We start from the raw sequence: 22054 nt of genomic DNA, 5'->3' as shown, positions 1-22054 counted from the left end.
CGACCTATACGGTCGTTTAATCATAAACAATAAGCTTTTCCTTACACTAGTTTCAGCGATATATTCCTTTTTCTTCTAATTCTTCGCAAAAAAGATCTAGATCCTCGTTATCATAATTATTGAGAATATCTTCTAACATTTCGTTTAACATATCTATAATTCTTTGATCTTTGCTATTGAACAATTTGCGAAGAGTAGGGAGAATATCTTCATTATAAAACACCTCTTTTTCTACAAGAGTAGATAACGCTATTTTCTTTACGTCTACCCATTTTTTATGATTATATATGTTTGGAAAAGTGATTTCACCCGTGGCAACTTTAGTAACAAATTCAAAACTACCAAAGTAAATTTTTGCTTTTACAATTTCTTTTTGAGCATGTTTACGAACTTCCGCGTCTATGTCGTTTATGACTCTTTCCAAAACAGGGATAACATTTTCACGTTTAAAGCGACGTTGTGATAATATATTTATCGCAGCTATTCGCGCTTTGCTATTTCTTAAAAAAGGAATTTCTCCGAGTAAAACCCGTATAGGGTAGTGGTGGGTACTATGATAAAGAGCCATTCGGTCCAAAAAAGAATTTTTAATATCTTTAGATTTTACATAGCCAATGCCAGTATGAGAGACAACACCATTGTGCTGGTATCTGCGATAGCGAATAGTCTTTTTTTGACCAGAACTAGGGAAGTATCCATCAATTTTAAAATAATGTTGTGGTGGTAAAATGTAACGACTATAAGCATTTCCACAAAAATGATACAAATGTTCTTGTGCGCGTACCCAACTACCATCTTTTGTTTGAAATTCAAGTTTAATCGTAAGATCTCTCCATGCACAACTAAAAGACTGACTTTTATTAGTATCGTTGATAACATATAAATCTATTTTTCCACTACCAGCATTATTAAAATCGGCAAATAAAGAAACTTCCTGCGCAGAAATATTTATATATCCTGGTAATCTATCGATTTTATCTTTGCTAGTGTACTCATTATTTAGACCATTATTTCTTACATAAACAGCATTGCAAATATCTGTATACACAGTGGACAATAAACAAATTAATAACAATATATGCTTCATATCAATTTCCTTAAAACACATTTTAACTCTAACAAAATAATACTGAAAATTAAAATTAACCAAACTTTTTGCGACTTGCTTAAATAACCCAAATCAAGATAACTTATTTATTTATCATCACCAAAAAGATCATCGCCTTGGTCATCTTCTGCAAGATCAGAATTACCAAAAAGATCGCTACTTTGATTGTCTTCTAAAGATTCACTTTGGTCTAACATTTCTTTACGATCTCCTTCCCATAAACCGTCGTCATCTATGCTTTCAGCAAAAGCGCTGCTAGAGTCGGCATAACCTCCAAATAAAGAAGAGTCATATTCATCAGCATACTCAAAAAGTTGTTGCGCATTTTTTTGTAAAATTTCTTTAGCCTTAGAAACTTCACCTTTATCGCGTAATTCTACAGCTAAACGATTTTGCTTCACCGCTATTTGTAATAATGCGTCACTCATCGCTTCCTTGTGTGTTGCTTTTTTTATTTCTTCGTCGGATTTAGAAAAGCGTGCTGTTAAAAAATGTGATTGTCTATCTGTGACCGATGTTTTCATATTCGCATAAGAAATATCGACTTGAGCGATTTTCCGCGTATCATTGACTGGTGTTGGTGGAATTTCTACCTCAAAAATAAGATACTTTTCCTGTTCGCTATATATTTGGTTTAAATATAAAGTTATATTTTGTCCATCAATACTGGGGTCACGATTGAGACTGCGAATAGGACGAATACCATCTGCACAATGAATATTAATCACAACTTCTTGGGCGACAACAGAAAGTACATCGCTAAATTCTCTTTCAAAAATAATGTTAAGTTGATTTGCAGCGCGCGCAAAATAACGGTTTCCATTACTACTGCGCGCAAGTTTAACCATAAGATCCTCGTTGTAATCCAATCCTAATCCAATAGTGGTAACCGAAATACCTTCTTCCACAAGTCGTTCTCCCAAAGCACTTAGATCATAAGGAGTTCGTGGGCCAACATTCGCCTGTCCGTCAGACAATAAAATAACGCGATTAACTTTATTTTTGCTAAAAAACTTTCTTACCTCTACCGCTCCTTTTTCTACACCAGCATACAAAGCTGTGCCTCCATCAGCATATATACGATTTATTTGGCGAATGATATTTTCTTTTTCTCTGGCTTTTGTTGCAGGGACAATAACTTGAGCACCATCATCATATGCAACAATAGAAACGATGTCATTTTTGTTTAAACACTCCAAAGCAATGATAGCCGCCTTACGCGCCTTTTCTATTTTTTCACCATCCATTGAACCAGATTTATCAAGAACAATCGCAACGTTAGCAGCAATGCGTTTCTCTTGCTTCATTTGAAAACCAGTTAATCCAACCTTAATATAAGCTGTTTGCTTTTCTCCCGCTTTTAATACAGGTTGAACCAACAATGTCTCAATTTTAACCTCATCTGAATATTTTACAGTCTCCACATTTTGCGAAGATTCAACCAAAATATGATCCCGTACAATTTGTTCATCATTTGTATTAATTATTACTTCTGATTGAAACGAATTTGTTTTCTGCGTAGTGCAAGATAAAACCAATAAAAAAGTTAATAATATAAGAAATTTACAATACATTAGATAACTCCTTAGTATAAAAAATGGATGTAAAAAATTAAATTATAACAATCTTATGTAACCCACAAGTCTTCGCTATGTCATTTTATGATAACATTTATGTAATCATTATGCAATCAAAACAGAAATATAACATTCGCAAAACGCAAGCAATATACTATTAAAATAAACTATCACTTAGACTTTTCAGTTAACTACGAGTCTTATTAAGGCTAACGGGTTTTAATGTTTTTTTCGCTAATTGATGACGCATCTCAATATAACTACAGTTGGATTTTCACATTGGAGTTGATATACGCATTGTTGATACTACAATCGAAGAGGTTTTGTCACTAATTCTTCAGATGTTAAACGAACAGAAACAGCAAGTTATTTTAGATCTAGTTATTGCCGGAATTTCTACGCGTTTTAATGGTTCTATCGAAGTTGATAATGAAAATCAATGAAAATTGTTGCGTATCTAATTTAGAAGAATGCAGTTCTGGCAGGATCAAGGTTATTGTTGCGGTACAAGCGATAGTAAGAATCTTCTACTAAAGATTCTTCACTTCCACAAGAATCAAAAAATATTCTGATTCTTCGTAACTATCAAAAATTTTTCCAGTACACCATTGTTCAATTTCTTTTAACATTTGGCAAATCCTTAAACTATTTTAAACAGCAAGTAATAATAGTTCCTTTATCTGTAGAAATAGACAAAATTGCATCGATCATTTGCGCCCGATACTCCATTATATTGAGTCCCATGCCAGCAGGATTAACTTGTTGAATTCCTATGCCATCATCTTGAACTGTTAATTTAGCTTTATTTCTATGAGATTCGAGCTTGACTAAAATATTCTTTACTTTTCCGTGCTTCAAAGCGTTATTTACGGACTCTTGAGCAATTCTGTATAAATGAATGGCCTCAGTGTCCGAAAATTTATAAGTACTGTCATCGATAAATACGCATGATATTTTGTATATACTCTCCACATGCCTAGACAATTTACATAAAGCATCGCAAAGGTCACCTGTTTTTAATTCTACCGGAGAAATACCATGTGCTAGGTTGCGAGCGTGGTTAATAGACTGGTTAACCAAAGAGGAAATTTTTTGGGCTATATTTATTTCAGAACTAGACTTTTGTTGTAAAATCTTTTCTAAATCATAACTCAAAAATTTAATACCTGTAAGCAGTTGTCCTAAACTATCGTGAAGATCGTGAGAAATACGCTGCTGTTCGCGTTCACTTACTTCAATAATTTGTTGTTCTATTTTCTTACGACGAGATACTTCTTTTTGTAGTTCCTTGGTACGTTCATCAACACGTTTTTCTAATTCTTCTTGTGCTTCTTTGAGCAATCGGTAGGTTTCTTTGTGTTCGATTGCCAAACCAACTTGTTTACCAACAGCAGTAAGTATATTAAGGTCATCTTGGCAAAACGATTTGTTGTTGGAAAGAGAATCTAAATAAATTGCACCATTTATATTTTTACCTTGTATTGGGACAGAAACGACAGAGTAAATTTTTAAAATATTTGCACTAGATCGAGGAGAAAATCTTTTATCTGATTCAACACAGCGGCTTACTGTGCCTGTCCCTTTTTCTAAAGAAGAAGATACAACAGATTGACTGATAGGAAATTTGTTGGTACAAAAAATGTCATTTTTTTTGGTTCTAAAAAAGAGACGAAAGGAATTTTTGAGAGGCTCTTTAAGAAATATACAACCGCGTTCTGTGCCAAAAAGATTTATTGTAGTTTCTAAGACTGCAGCCAATAGCTTGGGAATGTCAAATTCTTGATGAATCAGCTTCCCTACAGAGTGTAACAAATTGAAATGGGTAATTAATTCTTCTGAAAGGTCCCCAAAAGTTAATTGAGTATCGTCTTTAAAATGAATTATATTTATATCCTTGTTGGTAGATTCCATTGATTCTACTGATTTTAAAGACGTTTTGCCTAAAAATTCTTCATGATGTTTATTTTTCAGTTGTAAATGAAAATCGCCTATTTGAATAACGTCACCTAGTTTAACAATACTTTTACTAATTTGTTTACCATTTACAAAGGTTTTATTGCGGCTATTTTCATCTACTATCCATATTTTATCATTAACAAACATAGAACTATGTACTGCTGAAACACAACTATCCTCCAAGTGAAAGTCGCAACAAGAGCTTCTACCAATAGTGAATTTTTTATTTCTTTTTAATTGATACGTTGTGCCCAAACGAGTTCCTTTTATAATACAAAGATAAAAACCCATTACTTTATCCCTGGAGAATGTACGTGGAGTGTTGCTTTACGGATTAACTCCTGATTATTTTTTAGATTTAGTTTTTCTTTAATATGGCTATAATATGAATCAATTGTTTTGGGGCTTAGAAACAATTTTTGTGCAATTTCTCTTCTTGTAAATCCCTCTCCGACCATTTGAAAAACTGCTATTTCACGGTTACTTAACGTTTCAAGTGGTGAATCAGATATACTTTTTCCTATACGTCGATCTAGTATTTTTGTTGTTATATTTGGACTGAGATATATTTGTCCTGACAAAATATGTCGAATAGCGTGCACCATCTTTTCTGCTTTTTCTTCTTTCATTATATATCCTCGGGCCCCAGCTAAAAGAGCTCGTTCTGCATACACATTTTCATCATGCATAGAAAGTACTAAAACAGGAATCGATAAACTTGTTATCAAATCAAGCCCACTACTATCTTTGAGATTTATATCGATAATAGCAATATCTGGTTTCGCAGATGCTATTTCTTCTAGAGCCTCTCTACAGCTGGATGCACTGCCGCAGAACTCCATATCTTTTTCATGGTTGATCATTTTTGTTAAACCATCTACTAAAATAGGATGATCATCTACAATAAAAACCTTATGTTTTTTAGCCATAGAACAAGCCCTTCGTAAATCAACCTCAACAGATTTTATTCATCTAACTTCACAGCGAAAACCTTTTTAAACTATACTATAGAGCCTAGAACAAAGCAATATCGATTTCTTTCGCTCGCAAATTCCTATTTTACATCAGTACCATTTTGATTTTGAACAAACATTATTGTGATATTCTACTTTCACCAATGTATAAAGCTTTCCCATGTCTCGTCCCAAAACATATCCCATTTCAGCTTACTTGTTATAGGGAGATTCCCTATAGAAAAAAACGATGTTTCCTCATTCTTTCTAGTAAATATCTCTCTACAAAAAAGCGCCACTTGCTTATCCCAAAATGGTGCTTCCCCTGATTGACGATCTCTGTCTCAGTGTTTAAGATATAGTTGTTACATTCAAAACTAAGTGACCTGCCAAAAGTATTTACCCATTGGCATTTTGTTCTTTAATTTTCTAGCTTTGTTGCTCCTCTGTTACGCAGCTACGGCTGCGCGCCTTCGTCGCGCCGCGCTATAAAAATAAAGTCCTGTATTCAACGGGTAACTACTTTTGTCAAGTCACTTAAATAACTATTCCAATATAAAGCAGGAATAAAAACAGACTATAAGGGAGATTCACTATGATGTTGAATTGGCAAAGAATATCAATAACTTTTATATATCTTTTTATAACAACAGTTCATGCTCAAAACTATATCGAAATGAATACTACACCAAAACAAGAAAACAAAATCTTGGAAAAGAGCATTGAAAAAGAGAAAAGAAATAAAAAAAAGAAAAAAAAGAATAGAAACAATAACAAAAAAAAGAAAAAGAAGAAAAAAAAGAAAAAGAAGAAAAACTGGAAGCTAAAGTTTTTAACTGGTGCAGGAATTTCATACAACGACAATATTTTCAAATTCAACGAAGGAAGAATCGATGATGTTCAAGATCCTAACGCAGACCAAGAAACAAGTGGTAGATTTGATAATATGGAGGATAGTTTTGATATTATTTTATCTCCAACTGTTGGGTTAGAGCTTTCTGGAAAAAATCCGCTAGGGAAAAAGATGAAATTAAGAGCTCAATTAACTTACAATCACTTTTTCATTAGCTCTGAGGCAAGTTATTTCGAAATGTCATTAGCTTTTCAACAAAAACTTCATAAAAATGGATGGTTAGGACTATATGCAAGTATGACACCTCAGCGCTTTCGGCGAAATTATTTAGTGGATGCGCTGGATAACAATGAAAATGTGACAGAAGACGAACGAGTGTTTGATGAAGGAGTTACTACAGACTGGAGTATTCTATTAGATTATCAGCATTCTTTTAGTAAATACTTTGAAGCAAGTATTGGTGTCGGAGTTTTTTCGCGATATTACGAAAATGATCTTGATGTAAGAGACTATTTAGGTTTTTTTGTGCCTCTAAAATTGAAATATGATGTTACTAAATTCTTGCGTTTGGACTTTCAGTATCAGTACAGAATGACTTTTGATGATGTTGATAGGGAAGTGCTTATTCTCGATGAGCCAGACTTTGGAGTTGATTTTAACGGTGACGGAGACAATATCGATAACAACGCCCGAGCCTTTGAAAACGTAACGCGTGCATACCAATCGCATCTTTTTGGGCTTTCTGCGCGTTTAAAATTCGCTAAGAAAATTAATTTTAAACTAGGTTATGATGTGAAATTTAAGCAATTTGACTCCGAAGAAAACTTTGATGTTGCACGCGTAAACCGTATTGATACTCGCCACAGGGCTTTTGCAAAACTGAGTATTGGAAATTTTTATTTAGAATATAACTATACAATCCAAGAGACAGATCGACCAGAAGATGTCGATCAAGATGGAGTAGAACTTGATTATGCTCGAAATATCGTAAGGGCAGGATTCCTTTTTACTTTTTAAAGTACACGTCCTTCTTGATTTTGTTGTTTTTTTATACTAAGTCGCAAATACTACCCTGGTTAAGCCAGAGGGCTGTTAAGGAATATATTTTGGATAAAAAAAGAATACTTTTTTCGGGATATGCCCCTGTACATTTTCTTTGTTTTTATTCTGTTTACCAGTACTTATCTAAAGACCCTAGAGTTGAGTTATGGTTATCAGGAGGGTTTAGAAAAAAGAATGATGATAAAGTTAGTTACTTGTTAGATGGATTTTATGATTCTTTTGATGTGGATCATAACAAAGTAATTCCAATAGAAAAAGCGCGTGAGGAAGATTTCGATGTTTTAGTCTGTTCGCATTTATCTGACTCACTATTTCCCAAGTCTGCACACAAAACAGTACAAATATTTCATGGAGTTTCTTTCAAGAATTTTGCTGTTCGAGAAAAAGCACTGCGCTTTGATTTATTATGTCTTCCAGGTAATTATCATGCGTCTCGTTACCGTAAACGTGGTTTGATTCGTAAAGATGGTGCAAATTGTCTTTTAACAGGATTTCCAAAAATGGATGCTTTTTTTGATGGTAGTCTAGATGAAGAAGATATTCTGCGAAAAGCCAATGTTAACCCTGATAAACCAACTATTCTTTATGCTCCTACAGGAGGAAAACATAATTCGCTTGAAACAATGGGGGAAGAAGTAATTGAAAAACTAAGTATGGAGACAAGTTGGAATTTACTAATTAAGCCACACGATCATCCCAAAAATAAAATCAATTGGTTTTCCCGTCTGGCGCGCTTTGAGAATGAAAGAGTTCAATTATTGAGAGACACAAACGTAATTCCTTATTTATATGCTGCAGATTTACTAATATCAGATGCTTCTTCTGTTACGGTAGAGTACACGCTAATGGATCGACCAATTGTTTTTCTTGATGTTCCAAAACTCTTTGAAAAAGTTATAAAAAGAGGAGGAGATCTAGACCTAGATACTTATGGACGGAAAATTGGCACAACGGTATATGATCCTAACGACATTGTACAGGTAGTAAGAAATAGCTTTTCTCATCCGAGAGAACACAGTGAACTACGTCAAAAAATGGCAAAAGACGTTTTTTTTACTCCAGGAGGAGCAACAGAAAGAGTTGCAAATGTAATTCTTTATGCTGCAGAAATAAATAAATCACTAGGTAACACTAAAATTCTATCCTCAAATGAAACCGAAAGGAATAGCGTATGCAAGCTTTAATTCTCGCTGCAGGAAGAGGTTCTCGATTGGATGCTCTTTCTGGAAGTATGCCAAAACCACTTGTACAAATAGGTCCTTCTTGGCTAATTGATCATCAATTAGAAATGCTTTCTGCTGAAGGAATAGGGCACATTGCAATGGTTGTTGGTTATCGCGAAGACGAAATAAGAGAAATTGTTAAAAGAAAAGTAGAGTACATCCACAATCCACGCTGGGCTATGACGAATAGTTTATATTCGTTTTCATTGGCTCGCGAGTGGATCAAAGGGTCTTTGATTATTCTAAATTGCGATGTTCTTTTTCATCCTGATATGCTCGATCGTCTCTTACGAGGTAAAGGAAATGCTCTTCTATATGATTCAACTTCAGGTCGCGGTCGTGAGCAAATGAAGGTAAAATTTAAAGATAATAAACTAATTGATATTTGCAAAAGTATGCCACATGAAGAAGCTAACGGAGAAAATGTTGGTATTTTAAAATTCACTAGTGAATCGGTAGATGCTCTTTTTGAAGAAGTAGATAGGCAACTTGAGGCTGGAGAAGAAAAAAATTGGTTAGGAATAGCTATCAAAAACATTTGTAAAACTATTGACATCGAAGGAGTTGATATTGCAGGAATGCCATGGGCTGAAATTGACTTTCCTTACGATCTTGAAAGTGCTCGCAAAGAAGTATGGCCTGCTATTGAACATGATATCAAAAAGGGTAGAGTAAAAAGAAAAATCATACAAACATGTGCTTTAATTGCAATGACACTGATTACCACGGCAGCTTTATTTATAAAAATACCACCCGAAATAGACTGGGATACCGTGGATTTAGGAGAAAAAAATAAAAGTAAAATTTTTGTTGGAGAGCGCAAACAAAAATGGTGGATCCTGCAACCAAATGAAACAGTAGGTTTCATTACCAAAAAGCCAGGTTTCCTAAGAATCGAAACAAGACTAATCTTCGACAAAAGACAAAGCCCCTATGTTATTGAGATTTTATTGGATGGAAAATCAGTAGATTGGTTTAAAAGAAAAGCTAAGCTAAGCAAGAAAGCTAGATTTAACAACTTACAATTAGCCAAAAAAGAGAGAATAGAATTTACCATGCCCGCAAATTCAAGCAAAATAGAGGTAAAACTCATAGCCAAAAAAGATGTGCGCTGTGCAATACGAATTCGCCAAGCCGAAGAACCCGAAATAGAATAAGTTTTAAAAAATCGGGATTTAATTTTAAATGTTTTATCAAATCCCGATTTTTATCGTATTTGTGTTGTTTTCCACTCATTGGTAGTGCCTATAAAATCGATATGACCATTTCGCAGCTTAATTACATAATCAAAACGAGAAAGAGAATGTGAAAGATTCTCAAACGTTATAATCACAGTGTTATTCTTTTTTATTTGCAGTATTTTCTTGATTATTTTTTTAACTTTTATCTTATCCATTCCTCTAAATGGATCATCTAACAATAAAACAGAGCTGTTAGAAAAGATGCTATGAACTATAGCTAATGCTCTACTCTCATTAAATGACAATTCTTTGGCATCAACGACTGTATCAAAACCTTTCCAAAATTGTTTGTCGATGTTTTTTATTCCGTAAAGCTTCAAAATTTCCGTTGCCTGATTTTCGAAGGAAAAAAGTTCGCTAATTTTTTGTCGTTTCCAAATAGGACGATGGGCAAGATAGGTAACTTGTTGAGAGAGGTTAACAGGATGAATGTCTTTAAAATCAATATTATCCCACATGATTTGTCCTTTTTTTATATTACACCGCCCAGCAATAACTTCCAACAGCGTTGTTTTTCCCGAACCAAGTTTTCCAATCATTGCAATCTTCTTACCTGCAGGGATTTCGAGATTAACAATTGCTGTTTGTCGCGAATGTTGTTTTTGAGATTTTTTCGTAGCAACTTTAACATCGACAAAACAAATACTTTTTTGTAAGGGTTCCAAAGGATTTATTACATCCTGTAAATCAGCATTCATAAATCTTTCTAATCTATTAGCACATGCAAATATTTTTCCCATACGCGTTCCCTGTCTGGTAAGTTGAACAATAGGCGCTCGCATAATTAATGCATACAGCATAAAAAGCAGCAGTTCATCCGACTGCAGGCTCCCAACCTCAACCTGTTTTATTCCAAAAAATAGAGCAAGAAAAATCATTAGTCCAAAAATACCATAAGTACACCATGTGGCAATCCCTTGTATTTTTGTAGCCATAGCTTCGTGCTTACCACTAGAATAGTTCACTTTCAAAAAAGCTTGAGTTGTCCCTTTTCCATTCCAAGCATTATAGATATGGTCAGCTAATTGTCCTTCTTTGTCTCTATACTTGCTTGAAATTATAAACAAATAAGTCATTCCCCAAAGAGTAATTAGTCCAATTGCCAGACTTCCCAATGCAAAAATTAAACCTAGATACAAATTGTTTAACAATAGAACAGTACTTCCTCCGCACAGCATAAGTCCATTGGTCGTAACATGAACAAAAAAGCCCTTAATACCTGTTTTCATTCGCGCTGTATCCCCAATTAAACAAGAGATTATGTTACCACACTCTCCGTTGAATACTTGCGGATTTTTTTGTAATATTTGCCTTAGTGTTTCTGCGCGAATATCTCGAACCGTACCAATTGCAAATCTTGCAAAACAAAGACGTTGCAAGAAATCAACAAAACCCAATGCTAAAAACAACATAAAAAATAATCCACCGATTAAAATGACTGGGTCTATATTTATGCCAAAATCTGGTTTATTATAACCACTAAACCAAGGTTCGATAATTGTTTTAAAGGGCCATGGTAAAGTAAGACGAATAGCAACAACAAACAATGCTGCAATCATTCCTTTTGCAAAAACCCGTCGATGTTTTAACGCAAATGGATATAAAACTAAAAATAATTTCCACCACTTACAATATAGTTTTTTGTAAGACATTTACATACCTGAAATTAATTACCGAAAAATTTATCTTTCTCCTTTAATTATTTAAGCATCTTCACCTCTTCGCCACAATAACAAATAAGAATTTTTAGATATTAAAGATTTAAAACCCAAGTCACACCAATGAAAGTAATAAAATTTTAGGAGTTGCCTCCTTAATTATGTGGTCCGGTATTTCTCCTCAAACCGTTCAGATTCCACCTCATGATCGGCATTCAATCCTCCAGATCTTTCTCTAACCAGCAAGACATTACTTCTGCTTTTGGATATAACACTCCCTATCCGAGCACTAGAGGAATTTTAACCCTCCTGACTAATGCGCTACCTAACGCACACGATGAAACAGCCATACTTTTTCATTGCCTCTCAGCTCTTTGAAAGCTTCTTTGGAACACTTTGGTTAACAAATGCCTTTTGTTTGCCCGCTACGACCTTAGATCCAGGTAAAGTTGTTATAGCCTTATTTTTTTGCGACTATACCGATTCTGGTTTCAGAGAAATGAAGCTCCTGATTCAAAATGAATTTAATTCTAATTTATTTCGCATTTGGGTCACGGCCATTTAATTCTTTTTTACTTGATAATTTACATTCATGTTTCTTCTTCGAGATTATCTTGCTAAACGCCCATAATTGAAATTTTTTGTTTGTCTTCAATTTATCTTAAATTTCGAAAATGAATTTTCACTATTATTAGCTCTATAGTATGTAAAAACAGTACTTTATACATATTCTTGGAATATCAACAAAAAAAGAATTAAATGGCCGTGACCTAAAAACGAAAGTCTATCGTTCAATCATAGCCAAACTAAAAAATCATTGATTTTCGCAAACAAAACTCATAATTCACAGCTTTGTATTTTATAGCGTTTTAAAATCATTTTTAAACACAAATGCTCCAAAAATAGAAGCCAATATGAAGATTAAAACTAGCAAGACGTACTAGGTTTGTTTGACTAGTACTAGGACTTTTTCATTTTTATCTCCAAGTGAGTGCAACAATTTGGTACTTTTATTAAAATCAAATTATTTACTTATTGGTGGTAACTATTTTTGTTAGGACTTGCAGTTGGCTTTTGTCTAGAAAGAAAATATATTGAAAAGACTATTACTGTTTGATATAGACTCAACGCTAATATTGAGTAAAGGAATATGGGGAAGGTGCTTCTTTGAAGCGATGCAGGAAGTGTTTCCTGATGTTCAAAAACCTCAAGGTCTTTCTTTTGCTGGGAAAACAGATTTACGTGTTTGTGGTGAAATACTTGAGTATTCAAATATTCCAATAAAAGCGTTAGAACAAAATCGCGAACAAGTTTTAAACATCTACAGTGAAAAGGCTCATCTTGCTGCAAAGAAATATGCTCAGGAGGTGGAAATTCTTCCAGGTGTTATCAAGCTTTTACAAATTTTACAAAATAAGCAAGATGTCGTTCTTACACTTCTAACAGGAAACATACGTTTCGGTGCTGAAGCTAAACTAAAATGTGTAGATTTGCATTCTTTTTTTGATTTTGAAATTGGTGCTTGGGGGGATGATCATTGGGATAGAAATGAGTTACCATCCATTGCTATTTCTCGGGCTAAAAATAAATTAGGGATATCTTTTAGCGGCAAGGAAATTGTTGTTATTGGTGACACTGTTCATGATATTAATTGCGGCAAATCTTTGGGAGTACGCTCTATTGCTGTTGGAACAGGAAACACAGAAAAGAGTGTTTTACTAGAAGAATTTCCAGATTTTTATTTCGATGATCTTACAGATGAAAGTGGTTTTTTAGAAGCAATTAGCAAATTGTTTACTTGACTATTGAAAAAAAATATTCTACGCTAATAGCAATCTTAATAAAATATTTAGGCGTATCCTCAAGGAAACGCTCTAACAAAAAAACGGTATATTTTATATGTAAATATATCTTGTTCTTTTCAATAAAAACTATACGCCTATCTAGGGATAGTTATTTTATTGTTTGTTGTTATCAACGTAGCACCAAATAATGTTCAGAGAACCAGTAGTCAATTGTAAGTACAATTGTTTTATTCGAGTAAAACTACATTTTCTGCAAGCGAAAATATACAGCTTGGTCGTCTAATTTATTGAATAATAGCTTACGGCCAATAAATATATTTCATTTTGCCGCGTAGTTCCAGAGAACATGCTCTGAGCTATAACTTCCCAAAACTCATATCTAAAATTTTGCACTCTTAAATTTTGTCTACTATAAAGTAGGTTGCGTGGTAATTTGACTTGGCAACTGTTTTAGCATTTGTTCTAAAATAGTTGATTATTTTTAGGCGTGGAGACGCTCTACTCAAAGCCAATAAGTACGCAATCCAAATTCAAAGCATAAACGCCTGCTATATAGAAAAGGCGTTGCTCTGTTTTATATGAAAAGCAAACGCTGCTTGTATGCAAAATACTTGCGGGAAAATTCATTTTCGAGAAGCTATTTTCTCATTCTTTAGGGATGTAGTTAAAACGGTAAATTACTTTCCGCTGCGTCTCTTAAGTAATTTCTTATTGTTTGCTAAATTCACATTGTTAGAACAAGGAACCTATATTCATTATGGCAAATCCTATTAAAATAAAAAAAGGTCTAAATCTTCCCATTACAGGTGAGCCTGAACAAGTGATCAAAGACCAACCTGAAGTAACTACTGTTGCTATAATTGGTGAAGATTACATTGGAATGAAACCCACTATGCAAGTCAAAGTGGGTGACAAAGTCAAAAAAGGCCAAATTATTTTTACAGATAAAAAACTTCCTGCTGTAAACTACACCGCTCCGAGAGCAGGGGAAGTGATCGAAGTAAATCGCGGAGCAAAAAGAGTATTTCAATCTGTTGTTATTCGTTTAGAAGGTGATGAAGAAGTAACTTTTAAAGCATACTCGCCAAAAACTCTAAAAGATGTTCAACGCGACCAAGTAAAAAAAATACTTCTCAAATCGGGGGCATGGACAAGCTTACGTCGACGACCTTTTAGTAAGGTTGCAGACCCAAGTAAGACTCCTCACTCAATATTTGTTACGGCAATAGACACAAATCCTTTAGCTCCTAATGTTAATGTTGTTATTAAAGATAATGAAGAGGATTTTAAAAACGGCCTAAGTATTTTAAGTAAATTGACCGATGGTAAGGTATTTTTGTGCACCGGAACAGATAGCTCTATTCCTGGTAAAGATTCTAAAGATGTAACACATCAAGAATTTACAGGAATGCACCCTGCAGGCAATGTAGGAACACATATACATTTTCTCGATCCCGTAGATCATCGCAAAATGGTGTGGCACATTAATTATCAAGATGTGGTTATGTACGGTAAACTGTTTACAACAGGGAAACTACATACAGAGCGTGTTATTTCTCTTGCCGGACCTGCAGTCAAGAATCCACGTTTAATAAGAACATGCGTCGGAGCAAGTCTAACTGATATTACAAAAGATCAACTAGAAGATGGTGAAACTCGCTTAATTTCAGGATCTGTCTTTGCGGGACGAAACGCACAAGGCCCCTTTGCATATCTTGGTCGTTACGACAATCAAGTAAGTGTGCTAAAAGAAGGAAGAGAAAGAGAATTCTTAGGATGGCACTCTCCAGGATTTGATAAATTCTCGGTAAAGAACATCTATCTTTCGAAACTTTTCTTTGGTAAAAAATTTGCATTTACAACAAATACAAACGGTAGTAAGCGTGCACTAGTTCCTATTGGTTCTTATGAAAAAGTAATTCCTCTTGATATTTTACCAACCCTACTCTTACGCTCTCTACTTGCTGGAGATACTGATCGTGCGCAAGCCTTGGGATGCCTAGAACTCGATGAAGAAGATTTAGCATTGTGTTCTTTTGTTTGTCCAGGGAAAATAAATTTTGGCCCTGTTTTAAGAGAATGCTTAACAACTATTGAGAAGGATGGTTAATCTGTCATGAAATTTTTAAGAAATTTACTCGATAAGCCAAAAGGGCTTTTTGAAAAAGGGGGAAAGTTAGAAAAACTTTATCCTTTTTATGAAGCAGCCGACACCTTCCTCTTTACTCCAGGAGAAGTTACCGAAAACTGTAGTCATGTCCGCGATGGTATTGATCTCAAAAGAGCAATGATCACTGTGGTTATGGCACTAACACCTTGTATTTTAATGGCTTTATACAACACTGGATTACAAGCAAACTTAGCATTGTCAAAAGTAGACACATCATTACTTGTAGGATGGCGCTATGATATTCTTGCTAGTTTAGGTATTGGCTATGATCCAGCGAGTATAATCGCAAATATGGTTCATGGTGCCTTATACTTTTTTCCAGTATTTTTGGTATGTAATATTGTAGGTGGTTTTTGGGAATCTTTATTTGCAGTTGTTCGTAAACACGAAATCAACGAAGGTTTCCTTGTTACAGGTATGCTATTTCCACTCATATTACCCGCAAGTATACCATTATGGCAAGTAGCTGTCGGTATTAGTTTTGGGGTAGTGATAGGAAAAGAAGTTTTTGGAGGAACAGGTAAAAACATTCTCAATCCAGCTTTGACTGCGCGCGTATTCTTATTTTTCGCGTATCCAATGCAAATTACTGGTGAGATTTGGGTTCCTGTGGAAAGTTCTATACTTGCAGCTGTAGATGGATTCAGCGGCGCAACAGCACTTGCAGTAGCGGCAGCACCTCAAGGAGGATTGGCTGCTTTACAAGGAATGTCAACATCCTGGATGGACTCTTTCCTTGGTTTTGTACCCGGTTCGATGGGAGAAACATCAACGCTCGCTTGTTTACTAGGAGCAGGTTTTCTTATCATGAGCGGTATTGGTTCATGGCGCATTATGTTAGCTACTGCGATTGGAATGGTTGCAACATCTTTAGCTTTTAACGCTCTTCACAATGCTGGAATGACTGAAAACCCAATGTTTAGCCTTACACCACAATGGCATTTTGTACTAGGTAGTTTTGCATTTGCCACCGTTTTTATGGCAACAGACCCTGTTAGTGCTGCAATGACTCCTACAGGAAAATGGATATATGGTTTTGGAATTGGCTGTATTGGTATTATCGTACGTTCTGCTAACCCTGCTTATCCTGAAGGTTGGATGCTAGCAATACTTTTCATGAACGTTTTTGCACCTCTTATCGATTATTTTGTAATGAATGCAAATATTAAAAGGAGAACGCGCAGATATGAGCTCGCACAATAGTACACTAAAAACCCTCATTGTAGCAACGCTACTATGCATCGTCTGTGCAACTCTAGTATCGAGCATCTCTGTCGCTCTAAAAGAGCGGCAACTTATCAATAAAGATATTGATAAAAAACGCAACATACTACTTTGCGCAGGATTAATTGAGAAAAAAGCAAAAGCCGACGAGGTAAAAGCAGCATTTGAAAAAGTGACACCTAAAATTGTCGATTTACAAACGGGCGAAATTCGCGAAAACTTCAATCCGTACACTGGTGAGAAGGATGAAAAATTTAATCCTGAAATGTACGATCAACTTAAGGCAAGTAAAAATCCTGCGCTTAACACAAAAGTTGAAAATGACAAAGGAAGCCAAATAAAAGCACGTGCTAAATATGCTCTTATCTATCTCGTTAAAAAAGACGATAAGGTTACCCAAGTCATTTTACCTATAAAAAGTTATGGTCTATGGTCTACTATGCTAGGTTTTTTAGCTTTAGATACCGCTGATACGTCTACTATAAAAGGATTTGCGTATTATAGTCATGGAGAAACACCAGGATTAGGTGGTGAGGTAGATAACCCAAAATGGAAAGGCCAATGGCCAGGCAAAAAAGCTTTTAACGAAAACTGGAAACCAGCAATACATGTAATTAAAGGTAAGGTAAACCCTGAACAAAAAGATTCAGAGTATAAAATTGATGGTTTATCAGGAGCTACAATTACAAGTAATGGAATTTCCACATCACTAGATTACTGGTTAAGTGAATCTGGATTTGGTTTATTTTTGTCGAATATCAGAGAAAAAGGGTTTCAGTAATGAGCAATGAAAACAGTGTAAAAAATGTTCTGTTTGGACCTGTATTTGATCGCAATCCAATTGCACTACAAATATTGGGAATTTGTTCAGCTCTTGCTGTAACTACACAACTCCAAACAGCCTTTACTATGTGCGGTGCAGTAATATTTGTACTAGCATTTTCCAATGCTTCTGTAAGCTTAATTCGCAACCACATCCCTACCAACATCCGTATTATTGTACAGATGACAATTATCGCATCTTTGGTGATTGTTGCTGATCAATTCCTAAAAGCGTTTATGTACGAAACAAGTAAAGAACTTTCGGTATTTGTAGGTCTTATTATAACAAACTGTATTGTAATGGGGCGTGCAGAAGCATACGCAATGAAAAATAATGTAGCAATGAGCTTCATTGACGGAATTGGAAATGGTTTAGGGTATAGCGCAATTCTAATTGTTGTTGCAGCATTTAGAGAATTTTTTGGATCAGGAACATTAATGGGGCACTCTATTATGACTTTGACTACAGACGGAGGACCTTATGTAGCAAATGGTTTGATGCTGTTGCCACCAAGTGCTTTCTTTTTAATTGGACTTTTTATCTGGGGTCTTCGTTCTTGGAAAACAGAACAAGTTGAAGCTGAGTAAGGGGTGTGGTGAAAATAAAATGTCCCAATTGCTCTGAAATTTTGTATTTTAACTGGGCGTAGCATAATCATGATTCTGCTAGTTAGTAATACTGTAGTATAAAAGAGCAAATAAGTGGAACAATTATTTTGACCATATTCCTAATCCCAAAAAGGATGTATAAACATGGTACAAGAATATATTAATTTATTTATCATGTCCGCGTTCGTAGAAAACATGGCTTTAGCTTTTTTTCTAGGAATGTGTACATTTTTAGCAGTATCAAAAAAAGTAGATACTGCTATTGGTTTGGGCTTTGCTGTTGTGATTGTTCAAGCCATTACTATTCCAGTAAACAATCTTCTTTATCAATTTATTTTAAAAGAAGGTGCCCTTAGTTGGGCTGGTTTACCAGAAGCAGATTTGTCTTATCTAGGTTTGATTAGCTACATCGGGGTAATTGCAGCGATGGTTCAAATTCTAGAAATGATACTTGATAAATATTTTCCGAAGTTATATAACGCTTTGGGAATTTTTCTACCTCTTATTACTGTAAACTGCGCGATTTTAGGTGGTTCTCTTTTCATGGTACAACGAGACTATAATTTCGCAGAAAGCGTAGTTTATGGCTTTGGTTCCGGTTTTGGTTGGGCAATTGCCATTGCTGCATTAGCAGCGATTCGCGAGAAAATGAAATACAGCGATGTACCTATTGGTCTACGCGGTTTAGGCATTACTTTTATTGTTGTAGGTCTCATGTCAATTGTGTTCATGGCCTTTTCCGGTATAAAACTTTAATCTAAATTACGAGGAAACAACATGGGTTTTGAAGTATTTCTCGGAGTGACGACATTTACCCTCGTGATCCTTGCTTTGGTTGCTATTATTTTAATGGCCAAAGCTCAATTGGTGACCGCAGGAAATGTCACAATTACCGTTAATGATGATCCAAGTAAGGCGATTAGTGCACCAGCAGGAGGAAAACTTCTCGGCGTGTTAGCTGATAATAAAATATTTGTGTCATCTGCATGTGGGGGTGGTGGAACTTGCGCCCAGTGCAAGGTTGTAGTAAAAGAAGGTGGAGGAGAGATCTTAGCTACAGAATTGTCTCATATCTCCAAAAAAGAAGCTCGTCACGGAGAACGTTTATCTTGTCAAGTAGCTGTAAAACAAGATATGAAGATCGAGTTACCTGCAGAAGTATTTGACACTAAGACTTGGATGTGTAAAGTTCGTTCTAATCACAACGTTGCCACCTTTATTAAAGAACTTGTTCTTGAGTTACCAGAAGGTGAAGATGTAGGCTTTAGAGCAGGAGGATATATCCAAATTGAATGTCCTGACCACGAACTAAAATATAGCAGTTTTGATGTTGAAGAAGAGTACCGCGAAGATTGGGATAAACACAACTTGTGGGAAATAAAATCTATTGTAAAAGAACCTACAATTCGTGCATATTCTATGGCAAATTATCCTGAAGAGCAAGGGATTATAATGCTAAATGTTCGCGTTGCAACACCACCACCACGCGCTCCTAAAGGTACACCTCCTGGTATAATGTCATCTTGGATTTTTGATTTAAAACCAGGTGATGATGTAAAAATATCTGGACCTTATGGCGAGTTTTTTGCAAAAGAAACAGACGCTGAAATGGTTTTTATTGGTGGAGGAGCTGGAATGGCTCCAATGCGCTCTCATATTTTTGATCAACTAAAACGTCTTGGAAGCAAGCGTAAAATCAGCTTTTGGTATGGTGCGCGCAGTCTTCGCGAAATGTTTTATACCGATCATTACGATAAACTACAAGATGAAAATTCCAATTTTGTGTGGCATGCTGCTCTTTCTGATCCTCTAGAAGAAGATAATTGGAAAGGCTATACAGGCTTCATTCACCAGGTACTGTATGATAATTATCTCAAAGATCATGAAGCTCCTGAAGATTGTGAATATTATATTTGTGGTCCACCCCTGATGAATGCAGCTGTTTTTAGAATGCTGGAAGATTTAGGAGTAGAGCAAGAAAACATCATGTTCGATGACTTCGGCTAAGCAATTGTAATATTTTTTGCGGCACTGAAATTGAAATGGTTTTTCAAGGTGCGATGTAGGGCGGTCTTATACCGCCCTTCTTTCGCAAACAATTGAAAAAATTTATTTTAGAATGGTACTACAAATACAAATAATCGCAAACGTTATTTGTAACACAAGTAATATAAAACCTCCCCTACACTGCACGATGTTATGGGGAAGATACCATTCATATTTTTAAACTTAAGCGTGACACGCTTTAACAAATTTAGTAAAATAACTAAAACACGTTCACATTGGATGTGTTTGTCATACGTCTTAATCTCATTGCCATCAAGGAGTTTAACATGAATAAGCTAATTATTCTAATCTCTATATTTGCGATGATTGGTTGTGGTACAGTTCACAATTTATCGCGCCCTGCGAAAGCAGAAAAAAATCCACTACATATGGGAACTCATCCAACGATGGAATACTATGGTGGTACAGCAATGTCATCAGAAATAGGTCCTCTTGCTATTTTTGATTTTCCAATGAGTCTTGCATTTGATACTTTAACCTTGCCAGTTGTTTATTTTGCCAAAATGCGCGCTGAAAATGCTGAAGAGGAGAAAAAACAAGCCAAAGCAGGAGCAAATACAAGCAATACTAAAAAATAATGAATAAATTTTTACAGATTTTTATCATAACAGCAGTGATAGTTATGTGGCTATTATTCCCTAAAAACCACTATTCTCCGACAATAAACGGAGAGGCTTTAGGTACCACCTATATGGTAAAAATAGGGCATACAATCTCACAACACCAACTAGACAAAATAAAACAAGCTATTCGAGATGAGTTAGAAGATATTAACGACAAAATGTCAACATATTTAAATAACTCTGAGCTGTCAAAGTTCAATAAGTGGCAGAGTCTTGAACCTTTTGCTATTTCTGAATCTACTTTTAAAGTAATAGCTGAGGCTCAGGCTGTGAGCCGAATATCCAAGGGGGCATTTGATATTACAGTTGGCCCTCTTGTAAATCTATGGGGCTTTGGTCCGCAAAAACAACAACAAAACCCGCCACAAAAAATCATCGAAGAAACTTTACAACAAATCGGATACAAAAATTTAAAAATCAATGCTCAAAACCATACAATACAAAAATTACATCCAAAACTACAGCTTGATTTATCTGCTATTGCTAAAGGGTTTGCTGTAGACTCAGTATGTCAAGTTTTGATTAAACTTAGTATTAAAAATTATATGGTGGAAATTGGTGGTGAGATTAGAGTAAGTCGCTTTAAATATGGCCAAAAAACATGGGTAATTGGAATTGAATCACCACACTATGGCACGATACAAGAAGCGATCCCACTACGAGAAATGTCTATCGCAACATCCGGCAATTATCGCAATTTTCGTTATGATCCTGTAACTAAAAAACGTTTATCACATACAATCTCTCCACAAACAGGTAAACCTATCGATCACAATTTGGCATCTGTTTCTGTTGTGAGTACGACATGTATGTATGCCGATGCTATGGCTACTACGCTAATGGTATTAGGGGAAAAAGAAGGTTACAAACTAGCCCAACAATTAAATTTAGCATGCTATTTTATAATTCATGAAAAACCAGGAACTTATAAGGTTTTACAGACAGATGCTTTTATAAAGCTTGGACAAAAGTAAGAAGAAACAAATGTCTGTGTAGGTCTTAACTCAGACTATTTTTGAAATCCATCAAGGTCACAGTCAGGGTAACGACTACGGTAACTCGTCGTCGCAACCCTTTAGAATTTTGAATTTTGACAAAACATA

The 22054-nt window shown here is 35.2% G+C and carries 18 protein-coding genes; 13 read left to right on the top strand and 5 right to left on the bottom strand.

All coding sequences use genetic code 11. The annotated features are described in order from the left end of the window. Positions 1-52: 52 nt before the first annotated feature. Positions 53-1087 carry a hypothetical protein gene (locus UABHE_RS32135; protein WP_372367543.1) on the bottom strand — a complete coding sequence of 345 codons (1035 nt, stop codon included), beginning with the start codon at positions 1085-1087 and terminating at the stop codon, positions 53-55. Positions 1088-1194: 107 nt separating this feature from the next. Continuing rightward, entirely contained in the window at positions 1195-2682 is a 1488-nt protein-coding gene (locus tag UABHE_RS32130; protein WP_372367542.1) for a VWA domain-containing protein, read from the bottom strand. A 269-nt stretch (positions 2683-2951) separates the two neighbouring features. Here UABHE_RS32130 and UABHE_RS32125 point away from each other — a divergent pair, with 269 nt between their 5' ends. Then, on the top strand, positions 2952-3128 hold the full coding sequence (locus UABHE_RS32125; protein ID WP_372367541.1) for a hypothetical protein: 177 nt from the start codon (positions 2952-2954) through the stop codon (positions 3126-3128). A 202-nt stretch (positions 3129-3330) separates the two neighbouring features. Here the strand turns inward: UABHE_RS32125 and UABHE_RS32120 are convergent, their stop codons facing one another. After that, on the bottom strand, positions 3331-4932 hold the full coding sequence (locus UABHE_RS32120) for an FHA domain-containing protein (RefSeq protein WP_372367540.1): 1602 nt from the start codon (positions 4930-4932) through the stop codon (positions 3331-3333). Next, positions 4932-5570 carry a response regulator gene (locus UABHE_RS32115; protein WP_372367539.1) on the bottom strand — a complete coding sequence of 213 codons (639 nt, stop codon included), beginning with the start codon at positions 5568-5570 and terminating at the stop codon, positions 4932-4934. Before UABHE_RS32115 ends, UABHE_RS32120 begins: the two co-directional genes overlap by 1 nt. A 619-nt stretch (positions 5571-6189) precedes the next feature. Here UABHE_RS32115 and UABHE_RS32110 point away from each other — a divergent pair. The 3 genes from UABHE_RS32110 (at position 6190) to UABHE_RS32100 (ending at position 9889) form a co-directional block, all read left to right on the top strand. Then, positions 6190-7464 (top strand): hypothetical protein, encoded by a 1275-nt coding sequence (locus UABHE_RS32110; protein WP_372367537.1) that lies wholly within the window; start codon positions 6190-6192, stop codon positions 7462-7464. An 89-nt stretch (positions 7465-7553) separates the two neighbouring features. Further along, positions 7554-8693 (top strand): CDP-glycerol glycerophosphotransferase family protein, encoded by a 1140-nt coding sequence (locus UABHE_RS32105; RefSeq protein ID WP_372367535.1) that lies wholly within the window; start codon positions 7554-7556, stop codon positions 8691-8693. Further along, entirely contained in the window at positions 8681-9889 is a 1209-nt protein-coding gene (locus UABHE_RS32100; protein WP_372367534.1) for an NTP transferase domain-containing protein, read from the top strand. The genes UABHE_RS32105 and UABHE_RS32100 overlap by 13 nt, the downstream gene beginning before the upstream one ends. A gap of 50 nt (positions 9890-9939) precedes the next feature. Here UABHE_RS32100 and UABHE_RS32095 read toward each other — a convergent pair whose 3' ends face one another. After that, the gene (locus UABHE_RS32095) at positions 9940-11625 is read right to left on the bottom strand and encodes an ATP-binding cassette domain-containing protein (protein ID WP_372367532.1); all 1686 of its coding nucleotides are present in this window, start codon (positions 11623-11625) and stop codon (positions 9940-9942) included. A 1100-nt stretch (positions 11626-12725) separates the two neighbouring features. On the opposite strand from UABHE_RS32095, the gene UABHE_RS32090 reads away from it, so the two are divergent. From UABHE_RS32090 to UABHE_RS32050, 9 genes are all read left to right on the top strand, one after another. Further along, the gene (locus UABHE_RS32090) at positions 12726-13433 is read left to right on the top strand and encodes an HAD family hydrolase (protein ID WP_372367530.1); all 708 of its coding nucleotides are present in this window, start codon (positions 12726-12728) and stop codon (positions 13431-13433) included. 760 nt (positions 13434-14193) lie between these two features. Beyond that, on the top strand, positions 14194-15546 hold the full coding sequence (locus UABHE_RS32085; protein ID WP_372367529.1) for a Na(+)-translocating NADH-quinone reductase subunit A: 1353 nt from the start codon (positions 14194-14196) through the stop codon (positions 15544-15546). A 6-nt stretch (positions 15547-15552) separates the two neighbouring features. Then, positions 15553-16809 (top strand): NADH:ubiquinone reductase (Na(+)-transporting) subunit B, encoded by a 1257-nt coding sequence (locus tag UABHE_RS32080; protein WP_372367528.1) that lies wholly within the window; start codon positions 15553-15555, stop codon positions 16807-16809. Then, positions 16793-17611: a Na(+)-translocating NADH-quinone reductase subunit C gene (locus UABHE_RS32075; RefSeq protein WP_372367527.1), complete on the top strand. Its 819-nt coding sequence runs from the start codon at positions 16793-16795 to the stop codon at positions 17609-17611. Before UABHE_RS32080 ends, UABHE_RS32075 begins: the two co-directional genes overlap by 17 nt. Then, entirely contained in the window at positions 17611-18240 is a 630-nt protein-coding gene (locus tag UABHE_RS32070) for an NADH:ubiquinone reductase (Na(+)-transporting) subunit D (RefSeq protein ID WP_372367525.1), read from the top strand. The genes UABHE_RS32075 and UABHE_RS32070 overlap by 1 nt, the downstream gene beginning before the upstream one ends. Before the next feature lie 165 nt (positions 18241-18405). Then, a complete protein-coding gene (nqrE, locus tag UABHE_RS32065) occupies positions 18406-19017 on the top strand; it encodes an NADH:ubiquinone reductase (Na(+)-transporting) subunit E (protein WP_372367524.1) in 612 nt (203 codons plus the stop codon). A gap of 21 nt (positions 19018-19038) precedes the next feature. Next, positions 19039-20268: an NADH:ubiquinone reductase (Na(+)-transporting) subunit F gene (gene nqrF / locus UABHE_RS32060; RefSeq protein WP_372367523.1), complete on the top strand. Its 1230-nt coding sequence runs from the start codon at positions 19039-19041 to the stop codon at positions 20266-20268. Positions 20269-20594: 326 nt separating this feature from the next. After that, positions 20595-20906, top strand: coding sequence for a YceK/YidQ family lipoprotein (locus UABHE_RS32055; protein WP_372367522.1), 312 nt, complete (start codon positions 20595-20597; stop codon positions 20904-20906). Next, positions 20906-21925: an FAD:protein FMN transferase gene (locus UABHE_RS32050; RefSeq protein WP_372367521.1), complete on the top strand. Its 1020-nt coding sequence runs from the start codon at positions 20906-20908 to the stop codon at positions 21923-21925. Before UABHE_RS32055 ends, UABHE_RS32050 begins: the two co-directional genes overlap by 1 nt. Positions 21926-22054: the final 129 nt, after the last annotated feature.

It is taken from the genome of Candidatus Uabimicrobium helgolandensis, from assembly GCF_041508025.1.
GTDB classification, from domain to species: Bacteria; Planctomycetota; Uabimicrobiia; order Uabimicrobiales; family Uabimicrobiaceae; genus Uabimicrobium; species Uabimicrobium helgolandensis.
The sequence above is the reverse complement of the archived record's forward strand: the minus strand, read 5'-3'. Positions and strand labels throughout refer to the sequence as shown.